Here is a 19,912-nt window from a genome sequence, read left to right as displayed (position 1 = left end):
CACCCCGCGATCTACGGAATCTTCTGACATGCATGCCCTGACTCTCGTATCCTTCCTGTTCTTCACGGGACTGGTGGCCTTTGTGACCTGGCGCCTCACGCGGCGGGACGACCACAAGAGCACCACCGGCCTCTTCCTGGCCGGACGCAGCCTGACCTTCCCGCTTATCGCCGGCTCACTGCTGATGACCAATCTGTCCACCGAGCAGATGGTCGGGCTCAATGGATCGGCGTTCAATGATGGATTGAGCGTCATGGCCTGGGAGGTCGTGGCGGTCATCGCGCTGGTATTGCTGGCACTGTTCTTCCTGCCGCGCTTCCTGCGCAGCGGTATCGCCACGGTACCCGAGCTGCTGGAGATCCGCTTCGACAAGGGCACCCAGCGCATCACCAATGTCATCTTCCTGCTGGCCTACGCCGTGATCCTGCTGCCGATCATTCTCTATTCGGGGGCCATGGGCCTGCAGGGCATGCTGGACCTGGAAGGCATGACCGGCATTCAGTCCCCCACGCTGCTGCTGTGGCTGACGGTCTGGCTGGTCGGGCTGATCGGCTCCCTCTACGCGCTGTTCGGCGGGCTGCGTACCGTTGCCGTTTCCGACACCCTCAACGGCATCGGCCTGCTGGTCGGCGGCTTCGTGATCGTCTACTTCGGCCTGCAGGCCGTGAGTGACGGCAGTGGTGTCATGGCCGGCTGGGAAACGCTGAAATCCAGCCAACCCGAGATGTTCAATTCGATCGGCGGTGACGATCAGCAGGTGCCCTTCTTCACCCTGTTCACCGGTGTCTTCCTGATCAACGTCTTCTACTGGACGACCAACCAGCAGATCATCCAGCGTACCTTCGCCGCCAAGAGCCTGGCCGAAGGCCAGAAAGGCGTACTGCTGACCGGCTTCTTCAAGCTGCTCGGGCCGATCTACCTGGTGCTGCCGGGCATCATCGCCTATCACCTCTATGCCGATCAGGGCATCCAGGCCGACGAAGCCTATGGCCACCTGGTCTTCAATGTTCTGCCGCCCTATCTCACCGGCTTCTTCGCCGCGGTGATGGTGGGTGCCATCCTGTCGTCCTTCAACTCGGCCCTGAACAGTACCACCACCATGTTCAGCCTGGGTATCTACAAGGGCATCCTCAACAAGGAGGCCAGCGAGGCGCAGGTGGTGCGCGCCAGCAAGATCTTCGGCTGGATCATGGCCGTCATCGCCATGACCATCGCCCCGCTGCTGGCCGGCCAGGAAAGCCTGTTCGGCTACCTGCAGAAGATGAATGCCATCTACTTCATCCCGATCCTGGCGGTGGTGCTGGTCGGCCTGCTGACCCGCCGCGTGCCCGCCATGGCAGCCAAGATTGCCCTGGTGGGTGGCTGTTTGCTGATCTTTGCCGGCTACTTCATCCCGCCCTTCAACAAGCTGCCGACCATCATGCACGAATTCCACTTCGTGGCGTCCGTCTTCGTCCTGCTGGTCATCGGCATGCTGATCATCGGCAAGCTGCGCCCGCGTACCGAGGCCTGGACGCACGAGGACAGCGGCGCCGTCGACCTCACGCCCTGGAAGGGCGCCGTGCCCGTGGGCATGGTGCTGGTGATCCTGGTCGTCATCATGTATGCCGCCTTTGCCGGCTGACGCCGCCACCTTGCCACGGCAACCTCGACGCCCCGCCCTCCAGCGGGGCGTCGTCGTTGGGGGCATCACCATGTCCTTTTCGGTGGGATATTGGTCATTGTAGACACCGGCGCCGTCCGCCAGACTCCAGAGCATGCCGTTGAGCCCCGGAGTCGCCGATGCCATCCCCCTCATCCCATGCACGTCGTGTCGCCCTGCTCGCCTACCCCGACTGTCAGGTGCTGGATATCGCCGGCCCCTGGCAGGTGTTCGCCAGCGCCAACGCACTCGCCGGCCGGCCACTCTACGCGCTCAACCTGGTCGCCCGCTCCCCCGGGAACCTGGTCACCAATGGCGGCCTGGTGATGCAGGCGGACCTCGACTGGCAAGGCCTGGCCTCCCTCGGCGCCCCGGACACCCTGTTGATCGCCGGCGGCAGCGGGGTCTTCGAAGAATACCGAGCCGGGCACCACCTCGACGAACTGGGCGAGATGGCACCGCAGGTCCGGCGCCTCGGCGCCATCTGCACGGGTGCCTTCCTGCTGGCCCGGGCCGGGCTGCTCGACGCCCATCGCGCCACCACCCACTGGCGCCACGCCGAAGCGCTGGCACAGGCCCATCCGCGGGTGCGTGTCGAGCCCGATGCCCTCTACGTCGAGGATCGCGGCCGCTATACCAGCGCCGGGGTGACGGCGGGCATCGATCTCGCCCTGTCGCTGGTCGAAGCCGACCAGGGCGCTGCCCTGGCGGGTCGCGTCGCCCGCGAACTGGTGATGTTCCTGCACCGCCCGGGTGGCCAGGCCCAGTTCAGCGAGGCGCTGTTGCATCAGCAACGCACGACCGGCCCCTTGCGCGACCTGCTCGACCGGCTGCACGCCGACCCCGCCGCCGATCATGATCTCGACAGCATGGCGACCCAGATGTCGGTCACGCCGCGCCACCTGTCGCGACTCTTCCGGCGGCATCTGGATACCACGCCAGGCGCCTATCTGACCCGACTGCGACTGGAAGGCGCGCGCATGCAGCTGCTCGATGCCTGCCCTGCCCCATCGCTGGAACGCCTGGCCGCCCGGTGGCGCCTGGGCCACGCCGAACAACTGCGGCGCCTCTTCCACCGGCGCTATGGCGTCTCGCCATCGGTCTATCGCCAACGCTTCGGCGCCCGTCCCCACACCAGCCCTACCGAGGAGGCCCCATGCCCCTGACCGTTTCCCTGCTCTCGCTCTGCCAGGCCCTGCTGGTCAGCGGCAATATCCTGCTGATCGCCGTGTCTCCCTTGATCGGGGCCATGCTGGCACCGTCTCCCGGCTGGTCCACCGCGCCGGTGGCGACCCAATGGCTGGGGCTGATGTGCGCCACCATCCCGGCCTCCTTGATCATGGCACGGCTGGGGCGCCGGCGCGGCTTCATGCTCGGCAACCTGATCGGCATCGCCGGCACCGGCCTGGCCATTGCCGCCCTGCATACGCAACGCTTCGGCCTCTTCCTGGTGGCGACCTGGATGATCGGCATCGGCATCGGTTTCGGTCAGCTCTACCGCTTCGCCGCCGTCGAGGCGGCGCCGGAGGGAGGGCGTGACCGCGCCATCGGTCTGGTCATGGGCGGCGGCGTGGTGGCGGCCTTCTGCGGCCCCTGGCTGGCCCGGCACAGTCATGATCTGGCCGCCACCCCCTACCTGGGCAGCTTCATCGGCCTCGGCGTGCTGTATCTCGTCGCCCTGGTGCTGCTCGGCTTCGTGCGCATGCCGGCGGAACAGCAGGGGCGGGACGGCAGCCCGCAGCGTCCGCTGACCGAGATCATGCGCCAGCCAGTGTTCCTGATCGCGGTCATCAGCGCCATGGTCGGTTACGGCGTCATGAACCTGGCCATGACGGCGACCCCGCTGGCCATGGCGGCGGCCGGGCATGAATTCGACCATGTGGCCGCCACCATCCAGTGGCATGTGGTCGCCATGTTCCTGCCGTCCTTCGTGACCGGGCGGCTCACCGCGCATTTCGGCAGCTCGCGCATGATCATGGCCGGTTGTCTGCTGCTGATCGCCAGCGCCCTGGTGGCGCAGTGGGAACTCGGTCTGGCGGGATTCCACGGCGGCTTGATACTGCTGGGCCTGGGCTGGAACTTCACCTTCCTGCCGGCCACCGGCCTGCTCACCGAAGCCCACACGGCGGCCGAGAAGGCGCGCACCCAGGCCGCCAACGAGTTCCTCGTGTTCAGCACCGTCGCCCTCACCGCCCTGTTCGCCGGACCCGCGGCTTCCACGCTCGGCTGGTCGCTCCTCAACCTGGCCGTGATCCCGCTGTGTGGCTTGCCCATCTTGCTGTTCGGGCTTGCCTTCCGCGGCCAGCGCCCACAGATTAGGGGGTGATTCGGACATCAAACGGACCCTTGAATGCCCCAGGATTTGACTCGCGACCTGCACGACCTCCTCGAACGCGGCCGCGACCGCCAGCTGCGCCTGGCGGTCACGGGGCTCTCGCGCGCCGGCAAGACGGCCTTTCTGACGTCACTGGTCGACCAGCTTCGCCATGCCGGCCTGGAGGCTCGCCTCGACCTGCTGAGTGCCGCCCGCGAGCAACGCCTGCTGGGGGCGCAGCGCGTTTCCCAGCAGGACCTGGGCGTGCCGCGTTTTCCCTACGATCAGGCCATGCAGTCCCTCGCCGGGGAGCCACCCCAATGGCCCTCGCCGACCCGTGGCATCAGCGAGCTGCGCCTGAAAATCCGCTACCGTCGGGCCAGTGCCAGCTGGTGGCGCGGCAGCACGGCCGAACTCACGCTGGACCTGTTCGATTACCCGGGAGAATGGCTGCTCGACCTGCCCCTGCTGGAGCACGACTTCATCGGCTGGAGCCGTTCACAGTGCGAGGCAAACGGGCCGCAACGCCAGGCCCTGTTCGCCGACTGGCAGAATGCCGTCAGCGAGCTTGCTCCCGACAGCGAGGTGGACGAGGCGCAACTGGCCGAGCTCGCCGAACGCTATGCCGAGGGGCTGCGCGGCGCCCGCGAGGCCGGCTTCTCCGACCTGCAACCGGGACGCTTCCTGCTCCCGGGCGATCTCTCCGGCGCCCCGGTGCTGCAGTTCTTTCCGTTGCCGGGTCTGGCGCAGTGGAGTGCCGAGGCGCTTGCCGCCCTGCCCGAGAATAGCCTCTACGCCACCCTCAAGCGGCGCTTCAGCTATTACCAGCAGCACATCGTGCGCCCCTTCTATCGCGATCATTTCCGGCGCTTCGATCGCCAGATCGTGCTGATCGACGTGCTGGGCGCCCTGAATGCCGGGCCGGAGCGCTTCGAGGACCTGTCCCGCGCGCTGTCGCGACTGATGCAGAGCTTCGACTACGGTCAGCGCAGCCTGCTGTCGCGCCTGTTCACGCCGCGCATCGACCGACTGGCGATTGCCGCCACCAAGGCCGACCATGTCACGCCCGAACAGCACACCCGACTGGTTGCCCTGCTCGAGGCGCTGCTGGAAGAGCCCCTCAAGGACCTGCGCTATGCCAATGTGCCCGTCAAGGCGCTGTCGCTGGCCTCGGTGCGCGCCACCGAGGTGCGCGAGGTCACCCAGCAGGGGCGCAGCATGCCGGCCCTGCGCGGCACCGACCTGGCCGGCGAATCCGTGCTGACCTTCCCCGGCGAGGTCCCGAACCGCCTGCCGGATGCCGAATTCTGGGCGCGACAGGGTTTCGACTTCACGGGCTTTCGCCCCTTGCCGAGAGAGCCCGGCCCGCTGCCGCACATCCGCATGGACGCCGCGCTAGACTGGCTGATCGGAGACAAGCTGACATGAACGATGCCCCTCGCCACAATCCGGAGGACCCGCGCCCCGGCATGCGCTTCACGACCGACACGCCACTGCGCGATGCCGATCCACAGCCGGCCCATCACTTTTCCGGCGAGGTATCGAGCCGGGCGCTGACGCCGACCGAGACCACGGAGCCCACCACTCGGGCGGACCCTGCCGCCGCCCTGGGGCGACCGCGCAAGCGACGCTGGGGATTGCTCGGGGTGATGGCCGGCACGATGGCGCTGGGAGCCGCAGAGCTGGTCAGCGGCCTGCCCACCAGCCTGACCGGCGGCGACTGGCTGAGCGCCGGCTGGCAACTGCTCGGCCTGGGTGTCATCGGCCTCGGCGGCCTGGCCATCCTGCGCGAACTCTGGCGGCTGCGCCGGCTCGGCCGGCACCATCGCCTGCGCGAGGCACTCGCCGAGCTGCCCGAGTGCTCGCCCCAGCAGGCCATGGCGCTGGCCCGACGCCTCAAGACCCAGCTCGAGCTGCATGACGACCACCCGCACTGGCAGGCCTTCCTCGAGGCCCGCCAGCCCCACCATGATGGCAATGACCTGGCGCCGCTGCTGGCTCACCACCTGCTGGGCCCGCGCGATCGCGAGGCGCGCCGGCTGATTTCGCGCATGAACGGCGAAACCGCCATCATGGTCGCGGTCAGCCCGCTGACGCTGGTGGACATGGGACTGGTGGCCTGGCGCCACCTGGCGATGATCGACCGCTTGTGCCGCCTCTACGGGCTCGAGCTCGGCTATGCGGCCCGCGTCAGACTGCTGCGCGATGTCTTCCGGCAGATGGCCTTTGCCGGCGCCACCGAACTGGCAAGCGATGCCGGCATGCAGATGCTTTCCATGGATCTCGCCGGCCGGCTTTCCACCCGGGCCGCCCAGGGACTGGGCGTCGGCCTGCTGGGCGCCCGCCTGGGACTGCGCACCCAGCAGCTGACCCGACCGCTGACCTTCGCGGACGCCGAGCGGCCTCGCCTCAATGACCTGCGCCGCGAACTCTGGCAACAGTTGCGCCGGATCGACGACAAGGGCGCAAGCCCTCGCGAGTGACCCTGGCTCGCTCGATTCCGTTTCTCATCAGGCCAGTCGGGTATCACTGTCGGCGGCGAAGAGCACCCCGCGCCGCATGTCGACCCGCAGGTCCAGCCGCTCGCCCGGACGCACCCGACAATCGGGGCCGACCCGGGCCGTGACCTCGCCATCGCCCAGCGGCAACTGCAGGAGGATATCGGCCCCGGTGGGCTCCACCACACTGACCCTGGCCGACAGCGGCGTGCCCTCGGCCCGATCGCCCAGACGCGCGTCCTCCTCGGCGAAATGCTCCGGGCGCAGCCCGAGAGTGAGCGTGCCGCCGACATGCTCGGCCAGCGCCGAGGTCTCGCGCCCCGCCGGCCAGGGCAGGACGAGCTCTTGCTCGCCGTCGGTGGTGACATGCAGCCGATAGGCTCCGGCCTGCCCTTGCAGGGTCGCGTCGATGAAATTCATCGAGGGGGAGCCCATGAAGCCGGCGACATACTTGTCGACCGGGTTGTTGTAGACCTCATCCGGCGTGCCGAGCTGCAGGATCCGGCCATCGCGCATCACGGCAATGCTATCGGCCAGCGTCATGGCCTCGATCTGATCGTGGGTCACATAGACGATGGTGGTGCCCAGCCGCTGGTGGAGCTTCTTGATCTCGGTGCGCATCTCGACACGCAGCTTGGCATCCAGGTTGGACAGCGGTTCATCGAACAGATAGATCTGCGGCTCGCGCGCCAGGGCGCGGCCCATGGCCACCCGCTGGCGCTGCCCGCCGGAGAGCTGTGCCGGCTTGCGATCCAGCAGGTGCGAGATCTGCAGCAGGTCGGCGACGCGCTGCACGGCGGCCTCGCGCTCGGCCCTGGGCACCTTGCGCATCTCGAGGCCGAAGGCGATATTGCCGCGCACGCTCATGCTGGGATACAGCGCATAGGACTGAAAGACCATGGCGATATCGCGCTCGGCCGGCGTGCGCCAGGTGATATCCTCGCCGCCCACCAGGATGCGTCCCGAGGTGACCGGCTCCAGGCCGGCGATGGCATTCATCAGGGTCGACTTGCCGCACCCCGAGGGGCCCACCAGGATCAGGAACTCGCCGGAGTCGATGGCCAGGCTGACCTCCTCGAGCACCCGGGTCGTACCGAAATCCTTGCAGACATTGTCGATTTCCAGAGCTGACATGGCGAATTACCTCGCGTTGTTATCCTTTTACCGAACCGGCGGTGAGCCCCCGGACGAAATACTTGCCGGCCAGCACATAGACCAGCAGGGTCGGCAGCGCCGCGATCATGGCGGCGGCCATGTCGACGTTGTATTCCTTCACCCCGGTGGAGGTATTGACCAGGTTGTTGAGCGCCACCGTGACCGGCTGGGTGTCATGGCCGGAAAAGGCCACGCCGAACAGAAAGTCATTCCAGATCTGGGTGAACTGCCAGATCACCGAGACCACGATGATCGGCTTGGACACCGGCAACAGGATCCGCCAGAAGATGCGAAAGAAGCCGGCGCCATCCAGCTTGGCCGCCGACACCAGCTCATCGGGAATCGATACGTAGAAGTTGCGAAAGAACAACGTGGTAAAGGCAATCCCGAATACCACGTGCACGAATATCAGGCCGGCTCGTGAGCTCGACAGTCCCAGCCAGCCCAGTGTCTGTGCCATGGGCAGCAGAATGACCTGAAAGGGGATGAAGCAACCGAACAGCATCATGGCGAAGACCAGCTCGGCCCCCTTGAAGCGCCACTTGGTCAGGGCATAGCCGTTGAGCGCTCCGATCAGGGTGGCAATGATCACCGCGGGAATGACGATGGCGAAGGAGTTCCAGAAATAGCCGCTGACCCCGTCGCAACGCATGCCGGTACAGGCCGAGCCCCAGGCCTTCAACCAGGGGTCGAGGGTCGGGTTTTCCGGCAGTGCCAGCAGACTGCCGGCGGCAATTTCCTCCAACGGCTTGACGGAGGTCAGCAGCATCACGACCAGCGGCAATAGATACCACAACGCCGCCAGCAGCAGCGTGACATGCAGCAACAGGCGCCAGAATCGCGCCATCGGGGCTCTGGAGCGAATCACGTTATCCATGGCGACGGCTCCTCAGTTCCGAATAGAGGTAAGGCACCAGAATGGCCAGCACACCGCCCAGCATGAGGATGGCACTGGCCGAGCCCATGCCGATCTGCGCCCGTGTGAACGCATGCGCGTACATGAAGGTCGCCGGCAGGTCGGAGGAATAGCCCGGCCCACCGCCGGTCAACGCCACCACCAGATCGAAGCTCTTGATGGCAATGTGCGAGAGGATCATCACGGCGCTGAACACCACCGGCCGCAGGCAGGGCATCACGACCCGCCAGTAGACCCGCGGCAGGCTGGCCCCATCCAGCTGGGCGGCCTTGAGGATGCTGTCATCGATGCCGCGCAGCCCCGCCAGGAAGAGCGCCATGACGAAGCCGGAAGCCTGCCATACCGCGGCGATCACCAGGGTGTAGACGGCCATGTCCGGATCGACCAGCCAGTCGAAGGTGAAGGACTCGAAGCCCCAGCCGCGTACCATGGCCTGGATGCCGAGGCCGGGATTGAGCAGCCATTTCCACACCACCCCGGTGACGATGAACGACAGCGCCATGGGGTACAGATACAGGGTGCGCAGCACCCCTTCGCGGCGGATACGCTGATCGAGCAGTATGGCCAACCCGGCCCCCAGCATCAGGCAGCAGCTCACGAAGAGCCCACCGAAAACACCCAAGTTGGTGGCCGCCACCCACCAGCGTTCGTTGTTCATCAGGCGCGCATACTGCGTGAAGCCGACGAAGTCGTAACTGGGCAGCATGCGTGAACTGGTCAGGGAAAGAATGAAGGTCCACAGCATGAAGCCATAGACGAAACACAGCGAGATCACCACGGACGGCGCCAGCACCAGCTTGGGCAACCAGGCCTGCAGTCGACCCGACATGCTGGCGGCCGAGGACGGAGAAGCAGATTTCATGAGACCACCTCAGGCTCGAGGAAAATGGCGCCCGGGAAACCGGGCGCCATGCGACATCACATGGCCAGTTCGGCGGCCTTGACCAGCCGTTGTGCGGCGGCCTCGGCGGTCATGTCGCTCGAGTTGAAGTAATTGGTGATGATATCGAAGAAGGCACCCTGCACATCACTGCGCATGGCCATGCGGTGGGCCATGCTGGGCACCAGGGTGTCGGCGTCGCGTGCCGCCTGGAAGTCTTGCATGGAACGCTTGGCACAGCTGTCGAAACCGCTCATGTCGAGATCGGGACGCGCCGGGATGGAGCCCTTGATCTGATTGAAGGTCTGCTGGAACTCCGGCTCGAGAATCAGGCGAGCCAGCGTCTTCTGCGCCTCGCGCGCCTCGTCATCGTCAAGCTGGAACATGGCAAAGCTGTCGGTATTGAAGGTGAAAGCCTCGTCGGTACCCGGCACCGCCGCACACAGATAGTCCTCGCCGGCCTGCATGTCGGCCGCTGTGAACTCGCCCTTGGCCCAATCGCCCATGATCTGCATGGCCGCCTCGCCCTCGATGACCATGCTGGTGGCCAAGTTCCAGTCGCGGCCCGGCATGCCCTCGTCCATCAGCTCGCGCAGGCGCTTGAAGGTCGTCAATGCCTCGATCATGGTGTCGCTCTGCAGGGCCTGCTCATCCAGTTCGACGAAGACCTGACGATAGAAGTCACTGCCACCGAGGCTCAGCACGACACTTTCGAAGGTGGTGGCGTCCTGCCAGGGCTGGCCGCCATGGGCCAGCGGCACGTACCCCGCCTCGCGCAGGGTCTCGCCGGCGGCGAAAAGCTCATCCCAGGTGGTCGGCATCTCGACGCCGGCATCGTCCAGCACCTCGGGATTGGCCCACAGCCAGTTGACCCGGTGCACGTTGACCGGCACCGCCACGTAGTGACCGTCGTGGCGCATCATGTCGGACACCACCCCGGGCAGCAGCTCTTCCCAGTTGCCCTCCTCGGCCACGCTGTCGAGATTGCCGAGCAGACCCAGCTCGCCCCATTCCTGAATTTCCGGCCCGTTGATCTGCGCCGCCGCCGGCGGATTGCCGGACATGGCACGCGACTTGAGCACCGTCATGGCGCTGTCACCGGCGCCTCCGGCCACGGCGAAGTCCTTCCATTCGTGCCCTTCGGCCTCGAGCAGGTCGCGCAGCGTGCCGACCGCCTTGGCCTCCCCGCCCGAAGTCCACCAGTGCAGTACCTCCACTTCGCCGGCCTGAGTCTGCCCGGCGGCGCCCAGGGCGCCTGCCATGGCCAGTCCGAGCATTGACTTGCGAAACAAGGGAAGAGTCGTGAGTGCGCGCATGATGACGTCTCCTGAAGTGTTGTGATTATCGTCTTCATCATCGAGATACGCCGCCAGGGGCGGCTCATGACACGCTAACGCACTCCTCCGTCCCGGGGGATTACCAAGTACTGAATAGTGTTGCCGGACTATTACACGTCTGAAATATTCGGCCAGGCTAGGGGAAGCGCTGATTGATTGCTGCGCTCGATTAACATCATTTCGCGTCTTCAGGGCCCAAGCCATGGCAGACATGGGGTACCGGCCCGGGGCTGATCCGTCGACAAGCCTGCGAGGAGGCGCTGTGAATACCTCCCTGTACGCTACCGACGCCTTTCGTGGCGCCGGACCTCCTCTTCGGCTTGTCCCCGGCGCCCCTGGGTGTAGGGTCCTGCCGTCAAGGCTGCTATGGCATCCTGACAAGCCCCCATGGTGTGATAGTCGACCTTGCCCGCCGGACTCTTGACGTCGGAATAGCGGCGATTGTCGGCATCCAGCACGCGGTACCAGGCACCATGCTCATGGTCGATCATGTGCTGCCAGCTGAACGCCCAGAGTCGCCGATACCAGTCCCGGTAAAGCTCCCGGCCGGTGCGTTGGCCCAGCATGGCCGCCGCCGCGAAGCTCTCGGCCTGCACCCAGAAATACTTGTCGGGATCACTGATCCGGCCGTCCAGGTCGAGCCCGTATACCAGCCCGCCGGTCTCGGGATGCCAGCCCGCGCTGACACTGCTCTGGAAAAGCCGTTCGGCGGTGGGCAGCAACCAGTCTTCCGGCCGATGGCGTTCGAGCATCAGTAGCAACTTGGCCCACTCGGTCTGATGCCCCACCTGATAGCCCCAGGGGCGAAACAGATGGCTGGGATCGTCACGGTTGTACTCCAGATCACGCTGCCAGTCGGCGTCATAGTGCTCCCATATCCAGCCATTTTGCTGATCGCGATTGGCCGCGACGATGGCCCGCGCGATGGTCATGGCCTGATCCACGAAGTGCCCCTCTCCGGTCGCCTCGTAGGCCGAGATCAGAGCCTCGCAGGCATGCATGTTGGCGTTCTGGCCGCGGTATCCATCGAGCCGCCAGTGGCGATCCGCCTCATCGGCGAAGCGCCCATGCGACGCCTCCCAGAAACGTCGCTGCAGCATGGCATGGGTTGCCTGCAGCCCGGGCCGGGCGCCCGGCACATCGGCCTTGAGCGCCTCGGCATAGGCCAGCAGCACGAAGGCAAGTCCGTAACAGTGGTTGGTGTCATCCTCCACGGCACTGTCCCACAGGGTCCAGGCATAGCCCTGATAGTCGGGCTGAAAATGACGCTCCTCCAGAAAATCCAGCCCGTGTCGTGCCCAGTGGCGATACTCCGCCTCGCCGGTGTGTCGTGCATAACGGGCATGGATCACGACGTAGCGAGCGCTGGACACCAGGTGCCGATGCCGGCGATCCAGGATCTCGCCATCATCGCGCAGGTAGTGAAAGAAGCCTCCCTGGGGATCGATGGCGCGGGGATGATAGAACGCCATGGTGTGGCGTACATGGGCATCGAGAAAGTCGGGATCGAAGATGTTCACGAGACTAGCTCCCTCCAGATGGTGGCTCAGAACCGGGGTGATGCTTGCCTGAACCACTGTAAGACGCCGCGGCGATGTCGCCATCTTTCCTGATATTGCAAAGTGTTACACGACGGCGTCATCGCCCCGCGGCAGCGTCAGGGTGACCACCAGCCCTTCGCGGGCATGGTTGTTCAGCATCAGTTGCCCGCCATGGGCCTGGATGATGTGCCGGGCGATGCCCAGCCCCAGTCCGCTGCCCCCGGTATGCCGGCTGCGCGATGGCTCCAGGCGCACGAAGGGCGCGAAGACTCTGTCATGCTCGTCCGCCGCGATGCCGGGGCCATGATCACGGATCACCACCCTCAAAACGTCGTCGGCGTCCTCCAGCTGGACCTCCGCTCGCTGGCCATAGAAGACCGCATTTTCCAGCAGATTGGCCAGGCAGCGTTTGAACGCCAGCGGCTTGACCGCGATCGGTTCGCCGTGACCGGCGATGTCGATGTCGCCGCCCTGCAGGGCCAGCTCCTCGGCCAGTTCCTCGAGTAACCGCCGCGGCTCAATCATCTCGACGTCCTCGTGCATGTCCAGGCCCTTGACCGAGTCGAGGGCGCCCCTGACCAGTTGATCCAGCTCATCCAGGGAGTGGGTGAAACGCTCGCGCAGCGTCGGATCCTCGAGCATCTCGGCGCGCAGACGCAATCGGGTGATGGGCGTCTTGAGATCATGGGAAATGGCCGAGAAGAGCCGCTCGCGTTCTTCCACCTGGTGCTGAATACGCTGCTGCATGCGATTGAAGGCGACGGCGGTCGCGGCCACTTCCTGGGGGCCACCCTCGCTCATCGGCGGGCTGTCCAGATCATGGCCCAGACGGCGTGCGGCGCGGGCCAGCCTGGCCAGCGTGCGCGTCGCACTGCGAATGCCCAGCCACGACAGGCCGATGACCGTCAGCAGCACCACCAGCGCCACGAACAGGCGGTCGCCGGACAGCCAGTTGCCGTCCCGCACGATGTCCGACATGGGCAGCAGAGTGGCGACGTAGAGCCACTGCTCGCGTTCCATCGGCAGCTGGATGACCAGGATGGGTTGCGCGATGGCGGAACTCATCAGGCTGTGTTGTCCCCAGCGTGGCGGCATGTCCTGCAGCAGCACCTCGTTGTCGAGCAGGCGCAGTGTCGCCGGATCGGAGAACTCGACGACCGCATTGGATATGCCCAGCTCCCTGTTCAGCACCGCACCGAAGGTATCGACGACCAGCGCCTTGCCCGGCCCGTCGCCGATATCCTCCACCGGAATCCGGTGGTCGTTGACGCTGACGAAGAAGCGCGTGCCGCCCATGTCGCGCAGCTGGTCGAGCACGATATGACGATAGTCATACGGCAGGGAGCGAAAGAAGCGCACCGTGGAGGCCACGCTGTAGGCGATATTGTTCGACGTCTCGTCGAGTCGCTCCAGTTGGGCGTCCCGCGCCTGGGTCGTCCAGATGGCATAACTGGCCAATTGTGCTCCGAGCACCCCGACGACCATGATCAGCAGAAAACGCCCGCGCAACGAGGCCGGCAGCAGACGTGCCAGGGAGCGACGCCAACCTCGCCAGCCGGGGTGACTCACGCGACGGGATCCACCCGCGTGGCCAGCACATAGCCCATGCCACGCACCGTGCGGATCAACGACGAATGCTGGGCATCCTCGCCAAGCCGCTGACGCAAGCGGCAGACATGCACATCGATGGAGCGGTCCAGGGGTGGTGCCGGTCGGCCTCGAGTCAGGTCGAACAGGGCATCCCGCGAGAGCACCTGCTCGGCATGCTCAAGGAAGACCTGCAACAAGGCGAAATCGGCGCCGGAAAGCGCACTGCGCTGCCCTTCCCTGTCGATCAGCTCGCGGGTGACACGATCCAGTTGCCAGCCACCGAACGCCACGATGCGCGTCATGCCCGAGCCGCCGGCCTCCCCATCACGCGGCCGGCAGCGACGCAGCACCGCCTTGACCCTGGCGAGCAGCTCACGCGGATTGAAGGGCTTGGCGACATAATCATCGGCCCCCAGCTCCAGGCCGAGGATCCGGTCGGTCTCGTCGGGGCTGGCGGTCAGCATGATCAGGGGAACATCACTGTCCCGCCGGACTTCGCGGCAAATGGCAAAGCCGTCATCGCCGGGAAGCATGAGATCGACGATCAGCAGATCCGGCTGCTCGTCGGCAAGCAATGCACGCAGGGCGGCAGCGTCCTCGGCCACCCGGGCACGATAACCGTGCCGGGTCAGGTAGTCGGCGAGCAGTTCGCGAATCTCCGGGTCGTCATCGACCACGAAGAGTGTGGTGGCGGGGGTCGTCATGAGTGGCTGTCACCCGTCTGCATCTGCAGGGAAGTCGTCCCATCCTGGCCGAGGGTCATGCCACCTACTCTAGGCGTGCGACAGGACGCTGACGATACCACCAAGGTGGCACCCTGCCCCGGATTCACAGGGCAAAGCGTTCCATCAGATGACGGGCCACAGCAGCCTGGTCGTGGGAACCGATCCGCATGGCATCGGGCACGGCGTCCATCAGGGCCGGATGGGCATTGGCCAACACATGGGCTTCGCCGGCCAGCTCGAGCATCTCGATGTCGTTGAGATTGTCGCCGAAGGCCAGGCAGCGCTCTACCGGGATGTCCAGCTGCGCCAGCAGGGCATTCAGGGCCGTGCCCTTGTTGACCCCGGTCGCCATGATCTCGAGAGAGTTCTCCAGCGAATAGGTAATATGCAGCGACTCACCGGCAAGCCGGCGTATCTCGCCCTCGAGGACACCGAGGGCCTCCGGCTCCCCGATATACAGCACCTTGCCGACTCCCTCCCCGTCCAGGGCGTTAAGGTCGGCGACACGATAGCCGAATCCCGTATGCGCATGCAGGGCCAGCAACTCGGGCGCCGCCGCATCGATCAGCCACTCATCCCCGTGATACAGATTGAGCCGCACCCTGTCCGCGCGCGGCAGGCGAATCAGCGCGCGTGTCAGCGCTGCCGGCAGGGGACGGGCGTCCAGCAGGGCGTCGTCCGGTGCATGGGTATAGGCCCCGTTGGTACTGATGATGTGCGCCTCGATCCCCAACTGATCGCGAAACGCCAGGATGTCGCGATAGTGCCGCCCCGAAGCCAGCACGATCCGATGCCCCCGCGCGGCGAGCGTGCGAAAGGTGTCGATTGTCACCCCGGCCAGGGCGTGGTCGGCACCCAGCAGGGTGCCGTCGAGATCCGTCACGATCAGATGGGGCGACATGCGGTGTCCTCACGGATTGAATGAGCCGCCAGTCTAGCAGGCCGCCCGGGGACATGCCCCGGACGGGAAGACACGCATGCGCCGACGGCGGCTCACCGACCGGCTTGCGGAGACGACAGCGACGCCGCGATGGTCGCGGCTTGCGGCCCCACCACCAGATGCCAGGTACGCTCACCGACGGACATGGAGCCCAGGCACCCCAGTGCCTTCAGCGCTGACGTGTCGAGGCTTGCCTCGTCATGCAGTTCGACACGCAGTCGGGTGCCGGCCCGGGCGGCAAGGTCACGCAGATTGTCACGTCCGCCGAGCGCGGCCAGCCAGGCGACGACCTGTTCGTCGGGCAGCACTGCCTGGGCGCTTGCCTCCGCCGGCCGATGCTCCGTAGCGACCTCCGGCACCGACGGCTCGACGCCGGCCTCGGCCGCAGCGGCACGGATCTCGTCGGCCACGCTATCGGCGATCGGGCCGAGGATGACCTGCAGGCCACCGCCGCCGAGGCGCATCACGCCCCTCGACCCCAGTGCCTTGAGGGCCGGCTCGTCGACGGCGTCGGCATCGCTCAGCACCAGGCGCAGCCGGGTGGTGCAGGCCCCGATACGCTGCAGGTTCTGCGCCCCGCCCAGGGCGGCCACGAAGGCCGGACCGCGCTCACCCGCTGCGCCCTGTGGGGCATCGTGCTGTGCGGCAACGGGCTCATCGCGACCGGGCGTGGGCAGATCGAAGCGCTTAATCGTCCAGCGGAAGCTGGTGTAGTAGATCACGAACATGGCCAGTCCCACGGGCAGCATCAGCCAGCCATTGGTGGACAGGCCATAGGACAGCGCATAGTCGAAGGCACCGGCCGAGAAGGTGAAGCCGAGCTTCACGTCGAGCAGTTGCATCAGCGCCATGGACAGGCCGGTCATCACCGCATGGAACACATACAGCAACGGCGCCAGGAACATGAAGGTGAACTCGATGGGCTCGGTCACCCCGGTCAGGAAGGCGGTCAGCGCCAGCGACATCAGCAGGCCGCCGACCTGGGCACGCCGATCGCGTGCGGCGGCGTGATACATGGCCAGGGCCGCCGCCGGCAGGCCGAACATCATCACCGGAAAGAAGCCGGCCATGAAGCCCCCGGCGCTGGGGTCACCGGCGAAGAAGCGATTCAGGTCACCGGTCGCGCCATCGAAGCTGCCGAACACGAACCACACGAAACTGTTCAGCACATGGTGCAGCCCGGTCACGATCAAGAGTCGATTGATCGTTCCATAGACGAACTTGCCGAGGGCGCCGGCCTCGATCATCCAGTGCCCCAGCCCGTCGATACCGGCCTGAACCGTCGGCCACAGCCAGCCGAAGACGATACCCAGCGCCACCGCCGAGAGCCCCGTGGCAATGGGCACGAAGCGTCGTCCGCCGAAGAAGGCCAGATACTCGGGCAACTGGATGGCCTTGTAGCGGTTATAGAGTAGCCCCGCGACCGAGCCGATGATCACCCCGGCCAGCACCCCCATATTGATATCGGGATTGAGGGTCGTGAGCACGGCATCCAGCACCAGATAACCGACCACCCCGGCCAGTCCGGCCGCGCCGTTGCCGTCATCGGAGAACCCCAGCGCCACGCCGATGGCGAAGATCAGGGCGAGATGATCGAAGATCGACTGGCCGGCGGCCGCCACGAAGCCGATATCCAGCAGGTCGGGCTGACCCAGGCGCAGCAGCAGACCGGCCACCGGCAACACCGCGATGGGCAGCATGAGGGAGCGGCCGAGCAACTGCAGCCCGGCCATGAGACGGGAACCCGCTTCACGCATCATGATGAAGTCCTCTCGGAGATTGTTGTTGTGCTATCTGAGGTTGCTGTGGCGGCATCCGAGTGTCGCTCGGCGAGCCGCCGGCGCACGCTCTCGGCATTGGGCATGGCCAGCAGTGCCGGCACTTCACGCGCCAGGGAGGCCGCATCGAGCCGGCGAATCCCGGCCTTGACGGCGGCGACCCGGGCCGGTTCGACGGACAATTCATCGACGCCCATCGCCACCAGCAAGGCGGCGGCCAGTGGATCGCCCGCGGCCGCGCCGCATACACCTACCGGGCAGCGGCCGGCGGCGCCCTCCAGGGTGGCCTTGATCAGGCGCAACACCCCGGGGTGCAGGACGTCGGCACGACCCGCCAGATGCGGGTCCTCACGGTCCATGGCCAGGGCATATTGCGTCAGGTCGTTGGTGCCGATGGACAGAAAATCCGCCGTTTCTGCCAGGCTCGCCGCACACAGGGCGGCGCTGGGAACCTCGACCATGGCCCCCAGGCGCGGCCGCTCGACCACCCCCAGTTGGGTCGCAAGCGTCTCCAGGCGCTCGCGTACCCAGGCCACTTCTCCGGCTTCGCTGACCATCGGCAGCATGATGTGCAGGGCCGACAAGGGCTCGACCCCCAGCAGGGCACGCAGTTGGGTATCCAGCAATTGCGGCTGGTCGTGCCACAACCGGACGCCGCGCACCCCGAGCGCCGGATTGGGTACCTCGGGCAGGCGCAGATAGGCAAGCTGCTTGTCGGCGCCGATATCCAGGGTCCGAATGATCACCGGCTTGCCGCCGAGCGCCGCCAAACTGGTCTGGTATTCACGACGCTGCTCGGCCTCGTCCGGTGCGCTGTCGCGGCCCAGGAACAGGAACTCGCTGCGCATCAGGCCAATGCCATCGGCGCCCGACTCTGCGGCCAGATACGCCTCGTCGCTGTTACCGATGTTGGCCGCGACCTCGATCGAGCGGCCGTCGCGTGTCACCGCCGGTGCCGTGGCTTCGGCACGCTCGGCCGCCCGACGTTCGGCCTCGTCCGCCAGCATCCGACGCACGGTCGCCAGGCGAGTTTCATCGGGCGCCGTCTCGAGCCGCCCGGCGTGGGCATCGAGTACAGCCGGTTCGCCTTTCACCCCGTCGAGCGCATCCCCCATCGCCACCAGGCAAGGGATGCCGCGCGACCGGGCCAGGATCGCCACGTGAGACGTCACGCCGCCGCCCTTGAGACACAGGCCCGCCGGCGCGTATTCGAGCAGATCGACGAACTGCGAGGGTGACAGGTCATCGGCCAGCAGGATGGTCCCCTCCGACAGATCGAATGCCGGCGCAGCGTCGCTCTCGGCAAACTCCGCCATGACGTGGCGCTGCAGGTCGTGCAGATCGGCCACCCGGCCGGCCAGCAGGGCATTGCCGGTGGCGCGCAGGCGCTCGGCCTCTTCGTCCAGCGCCTCGCGCCAGGCCTGACCACCGCCACGCCCGGCCTCGATACGCGCCCTGGCCGCGTCGCTCAGCCCCGGATCCTCGAGCCAGGCCAGATGGGCCTCGATGATCTCTGCTTCCGTGTTGCGTCCGCGCTGCACGGCCTGCTCGCGAGCACTCTCGAGCGTTTCTCCGACCCGTTGCAGTGCGCCCTCGAGCGCCTCACGCTCCAGCGCCTCGCCACGCCCGTCGTAGGGCACTTCGGGTAATGGCAGACTCAGCACCACCGGTTTGCCGATTGCCAAGCCGGGGCTGGCGACAAGGCCGGCGATCTCGCCTTCATCGACCTCAGCGCTCGGCACCGATGGCGCCGCGACGTCTGCCACCGGCTGCACGCCTTCGGGCGTCGTCAGCAACAACACCACGCTATCCAGTGCGGCCTCGGCGGCCTCGCCCCGCGCCTGCAGCACGACCCGACTGCCCGCGCTGAGCCCCAGGTTCATCAAGGCACTGACACTGGTGGCATTGGCCTCGGCAGCGGCATAGAGGAGGCGCATCTCGACCGCATGACGCTGAACGATGGCCCGCAATCGAGCGGCGGGCCGAGCATGCAGGCCGTTCTCGAGTGCCAGGCTGATAGTGCGTTCTCGCCAGGCCCCCATGGGTTCGGCCAGGTCGGCGGCCTCGCTCGACTCCACTGCGACCAGGCGCATCAGCGGCTCTCCGCGCTCGACTCGCCCGCTCGCGGTATCGACGACATGCTCCAGTTGCCAGCCGGCAGCATCGGTCACCACCAGTGGCGTGATCAGTGAGCGAGCCCGCTCGGCCAGCAACTCGGGATCGAAACGGCACAGCTCGTCGCCGGCCTTGACCCACTGACCGACCTCGACCAGCAGCTCGATCCCCTCGCCCTGCAGCTCGACGGTATCCAGCCCCAGGTGCAGCAATACTTCAATGCCCTGCTCGGTGCGCAGGCTCAGGGCATGCCCTGTTCTGGCGCACTGCACGACCTCCCCGTCGCAGGGGGCATACAGGCTGGCTTCCAGGGGATCCAGGGCAACCCCCTGCCCCAGCTCGCCACCCGCGAACACGGGGTCCGGTACGTCGCCAAAACGCATCGTGATGCCGGTAGCGGGTGCCACCAGCGATAGTGGACAGGCAGACATGATCGACTCCAGTGGATTGTTTTTGTAGGTGCAGAATTCTGTGTGGCCAA

At 66.3% G+C, this 19,912-nt stretch carries 15 protein-coding genes; 5 read left to right on the top strand and 10 right to left on the bottom strand.

Features of this window, described 5'->3' with window-relative positions:
- Window positions 1–28 precede the first annotated feature (28 nt).
- The 5 genes from QWY79_RS12445 to QWY79_RS12425 all read left to right on the top strand — a co-directional run bounded on the left by QWY79_RS12445 (window position 29) and on the right by QWY79_RS12425 (window position 6,439).
- Entirely contained in the window at window positions 29–1,624 is a 1,596-nt protein-coding gene (locus tag QWY79_RS12445; protein ID WP_290273177.1) for a solute:sodium symporter family transporter, read from the top strand.
- A 158-nt stretch (window positions 1,625–1,782) separates the two neighbouring features.
- Window positions 1,783–2,808 (top strand): GlxA family transcriptional regulator, encoded by a 1,026-nt coding sequence (locus tag QWY79_RS12440; RefSeq protein WP_290273175.1) that lies wholly within the window; start codon window positions 1,783–1,785, stop codon window positions 2,806–2,808.
- Window positions 2,799–3,968: an MFS transporter gene (locus QWY79_RS12435; RefSeq protein WP_290273173.1), complete on the top strand. Its 1,170-nt coding sequence runs from the start codon at window positions 2,799–2,801 to the stop codon at window positions 3,966–3,968. Before QWY79_RS12440 ends, QWY79_RS12435 begins: the two co-directional genes overlap by 10 nt.
- Window positions 3,969–3,992: 24 nt before the next feature.
- Window positions 3,993–5,384: a YcjX family GTP-binding protein gene (locus QWY79_RS12430; protein WP_290273171.1), complete on the top strand. Its 1,392-nt coding sequence runs from the start codon at window positions 3,993–3,995 to the stop codon at window positions 5,382–5,384.
- Window positions 5,381–6,439, top strand: coding sequence for a TIGR01620 family protein (locus QWY79_RS12425; protein WP_290273168.1), 1,059 nt, complete (start codon window positions 5,381–5,383; stop codon window positions 6,437–6,439). The genes QWY79_RS12430 and QWY79_RS12425 overlap by 4 nt, the downstream gene beginning before the upstream one ends.
- 27 nt (window positions 6,440–6,466) lie before the next feature.
- On the opposite strand, the gene QWY79_RS12420 is transcribed toward QWY79_RS12425, so the two are convergent.
- From QWY79_RS12420 to ptsP, 10 genes are all read right to left on the bottom strand, one after another.
- Entirely contained in the window at window positions 6,467–7,588 is a 1,122-nt protein-coding gene (locus QWY79_RS12420) for an ABC transporter ATP-binding protein (protein WP_290273166.1), read from the bottom strand.
- A 19-nt stretch (window positions 7,589–7,607) separates the two neighbouring features.
- A complete protein-coding gene (locus QWY79_RS12415) occupies window positions 7,608–8,486 on the bottom strand; it encodes a carbohydrate ABC transporter permease (RefSeq protein WP_290273164.1) in 879 nt (292 codons plus the stop codon).
- Entirely contained in the window at window positions 8,479–9,387 is a 909-nt protein-coding gene (locus QWY79_RS12410; RefSeq protein WP_290273162.1) for a carbohydrate ABC transporter permease, read from the bottom strand. The genes QWY79_RS12415 and QWY79_RS12410 overlap by 8 nt, the downstream gene beginning before the upstream one ends.
- Window positions 9,388–9,443: 56 nt before the next feature.
- The gene (locus tag QWY79_RS12405) at window positions 9,444–10,721 is read right to left on the bottom strand and encodes an ABC transporter substrate-binding protein (protein WP_290273161.1); all 1,278 of its coding nucleotides are present in this window, start codon (window positions 10,719–10,721) and stop codon (window positions 9,444–9,446) included.
- A gap of 302 nt (window positions 10,722–11,023) precedes the next feature.
- The gene (locus QWY79_RS12400) at window positions 11,024–12,262 is read right to left on the bottom strand and encodes an AGE family epimerase/isomerase (protein WP_290273159.1); all 1,239 of its coding nucleotides are present in this window, start codon (window positions 12,260–12,262) and stop codon (window positions 11,024–11,026) included.
- A 105-nt stretch (window positions 12,263–12,367) separates the two neighbouring features.
- Window positions 12,368–13,852 carry a sensor histidine kinase gene (locus tag QWY79_RS12395; RefSeq protein WP_435389790.1) on the bottom strand — a complete coding sequence of 495 codons (1,485 nt, stop codon included), beginning with the start codon at window positions 13,850–13,852 and terminating at the stop codon, window positions 12,368–12,370.
- Complete coding sequence (locus QWY79_RS12390) at window positions 13,849–14,577, bottom strand: response regulator (protein WP_290273157.1); 729 nt, start codon at window positions 14,575–14,577, stop codon at window positions 13,849–13,851. The genes QWY79_RS12395 and QWY79_RS12390 overlap by 4 nt, the downstream gene beginning before the upstream one ends.
- Before the next feature lie 124 nt (window positions 14,578–14,701).
- Window positions 14,702–15,499, bottom strand: a complete 798-nt coding sequence (locus QWY79_RS12385; RefSeq protein WP_290273156.1) for an HAD family hydrolase — start codon at window positions 15,497–15,499, stop codon at window positions 14,702–14,704.
- Window positions 15,500–15,591: 92 nt separating this feature from the next.
- Window positions 15,592–17,298 carry an N-acetylglucosamine-specific PTS transporter subunit IIBC gene (gene nagE / locus QWY79_RS12380; RefSeq protein ID WP_290273154.1) on the bottom strand — a complete coding sequence of 569 codons (1,707 nt, stop codon included), beginning with the start codon at window positions 17,296–17,298 and terminating at the stop codon, window positions 15,592–15,594.
- Window positions 17,295–19,862 (bottom strand): phosphoenolpyruvate--protein phosphotransferase, encoded by a 2,568-nt coding sequence (gene ptsP / locus QWY79_RS12375; RefSeq protein ID WP_290273152.1) that lies wholly within the window; start codon window positions 19,860–19,862, stop codon window positions 17,295–17,297. Before ptsP ends, nagE begins: the two co-directional genes overlap by 4 nt.
- Window positions 19,863–19,912: the final 50 nt, after the last annotated feature.

The sequence above is a fragment of the Halomonas sabkhae genome (assembly GCF_030409265.1).
Classification (GTDB): Bacteria; Pseudomonadota; Gammaproteobacteria; order Pseudomonadales; family Halomonadaceae; genus Halomonas; species Halomonas halmophila.
This window is presented reverse-complemented; position numbering and strand designations above follow the sequence as displayed.

What these genes read in the sequence shown, in the direction of transcription:
- QWY79_RS12445 (WP_290273177.1), top strand. Translation starts at nt 29, where the DNA reads ATGCATGCCCTGACTCTCGTATCCTTCCTGTTCTTCACGGGACTGGTG.
- QWY79_RS12440 (WP_290273175.1), top strand. Translation starts at nt 1,783, where the DNA reads ATGCCATCCCCCTCATCCCATGCACGTCGTGTCGCCCTGCTCGCCTAC.
- QWY79_RS12435 (WP_290273173.1), top strand. Translation starts at nt 2,799, where the DNA reads ATGCCCCTGACCGTTTCCCTGCTCTCGCTCTGCCAGGCCCTGCTGGTC.
- QWY79_RS12430 (WP_290273171.1), top strand. Translation starts at nt 3,993, where the DNA reads ATGCCCCAGGATTTGACTCGCGACCTGCACGACCTCCTCGAACGCGGC.
- QWY79_RS12425 (WP_290273168.1), top strand. Translation starts at nt 5,381, where the DNA reads ATGAACGATGCCCCTCGCCACAATCCGGAGGACCCGCGCCCCGGCATG.
- QWY79_RS12420 (WP_290273166.1), bottom strand. Translation starts at nt 7,588, where the DNA reads ATGTCAGCTCTGGAAATCGACAATGTCTGCAAGGATTTCGGTACGACC.
- QWY79_RS12415 (WP_290273164.1), bottom strand. Translation starts at nt 8,486, where the DNA reads ATGGATAACGTGATTCGCTCCAGAGCCCCGATGGCGCGATTCTGGCGC.
- QWY79_RS12410 (WP_290273162.1), bottom strand. Translation starts at nt 9,387, where the DNA reads ATGAAATCTGCTTCTCCGTCCTCGGCCGCCAGCATGTCGGGTCGACTG.
- QWY79_RS12405 (WP_290273161.1), bottom strand. Translation starts at nt 10,721, where the DNA reads ATGCGCGCACTCACGACTCTTCCCTTGTTTCGCAAGTCAATGCTCGGA.
- QWY79_RS12390 (WP_290273157.1), bottom strand. Translation starts at nt 14,577, where the DNA reads ATGACGACCCCCGCCACCACACTCTTCGTGGTCGATGACGACCCGGAG.
- QWY79_RS12385 (WP_290273156.1), bottom strand. Translation starts at nt 15,499, where the DNA reads ATGTCGCCCCATCTGATCGTGACGGATCTCGACGGCACCCTGCTGGGT.
- nagE (WP_290273154.1), bottom strand. Translation starts at nt 17,298, where the DNA reads ATGATGCGTGAAGCGGGTTCCCGTCTCATGGCCGGGCTGCAGTTGCTC.
- ptsP (WP_290273152.1), bottom strand. Translation starts at nt 19,862, where the DNA reads ATGTCTGCCTGTCCACTATCGCTGGTGGCACCCGCTACCGGCATCACG.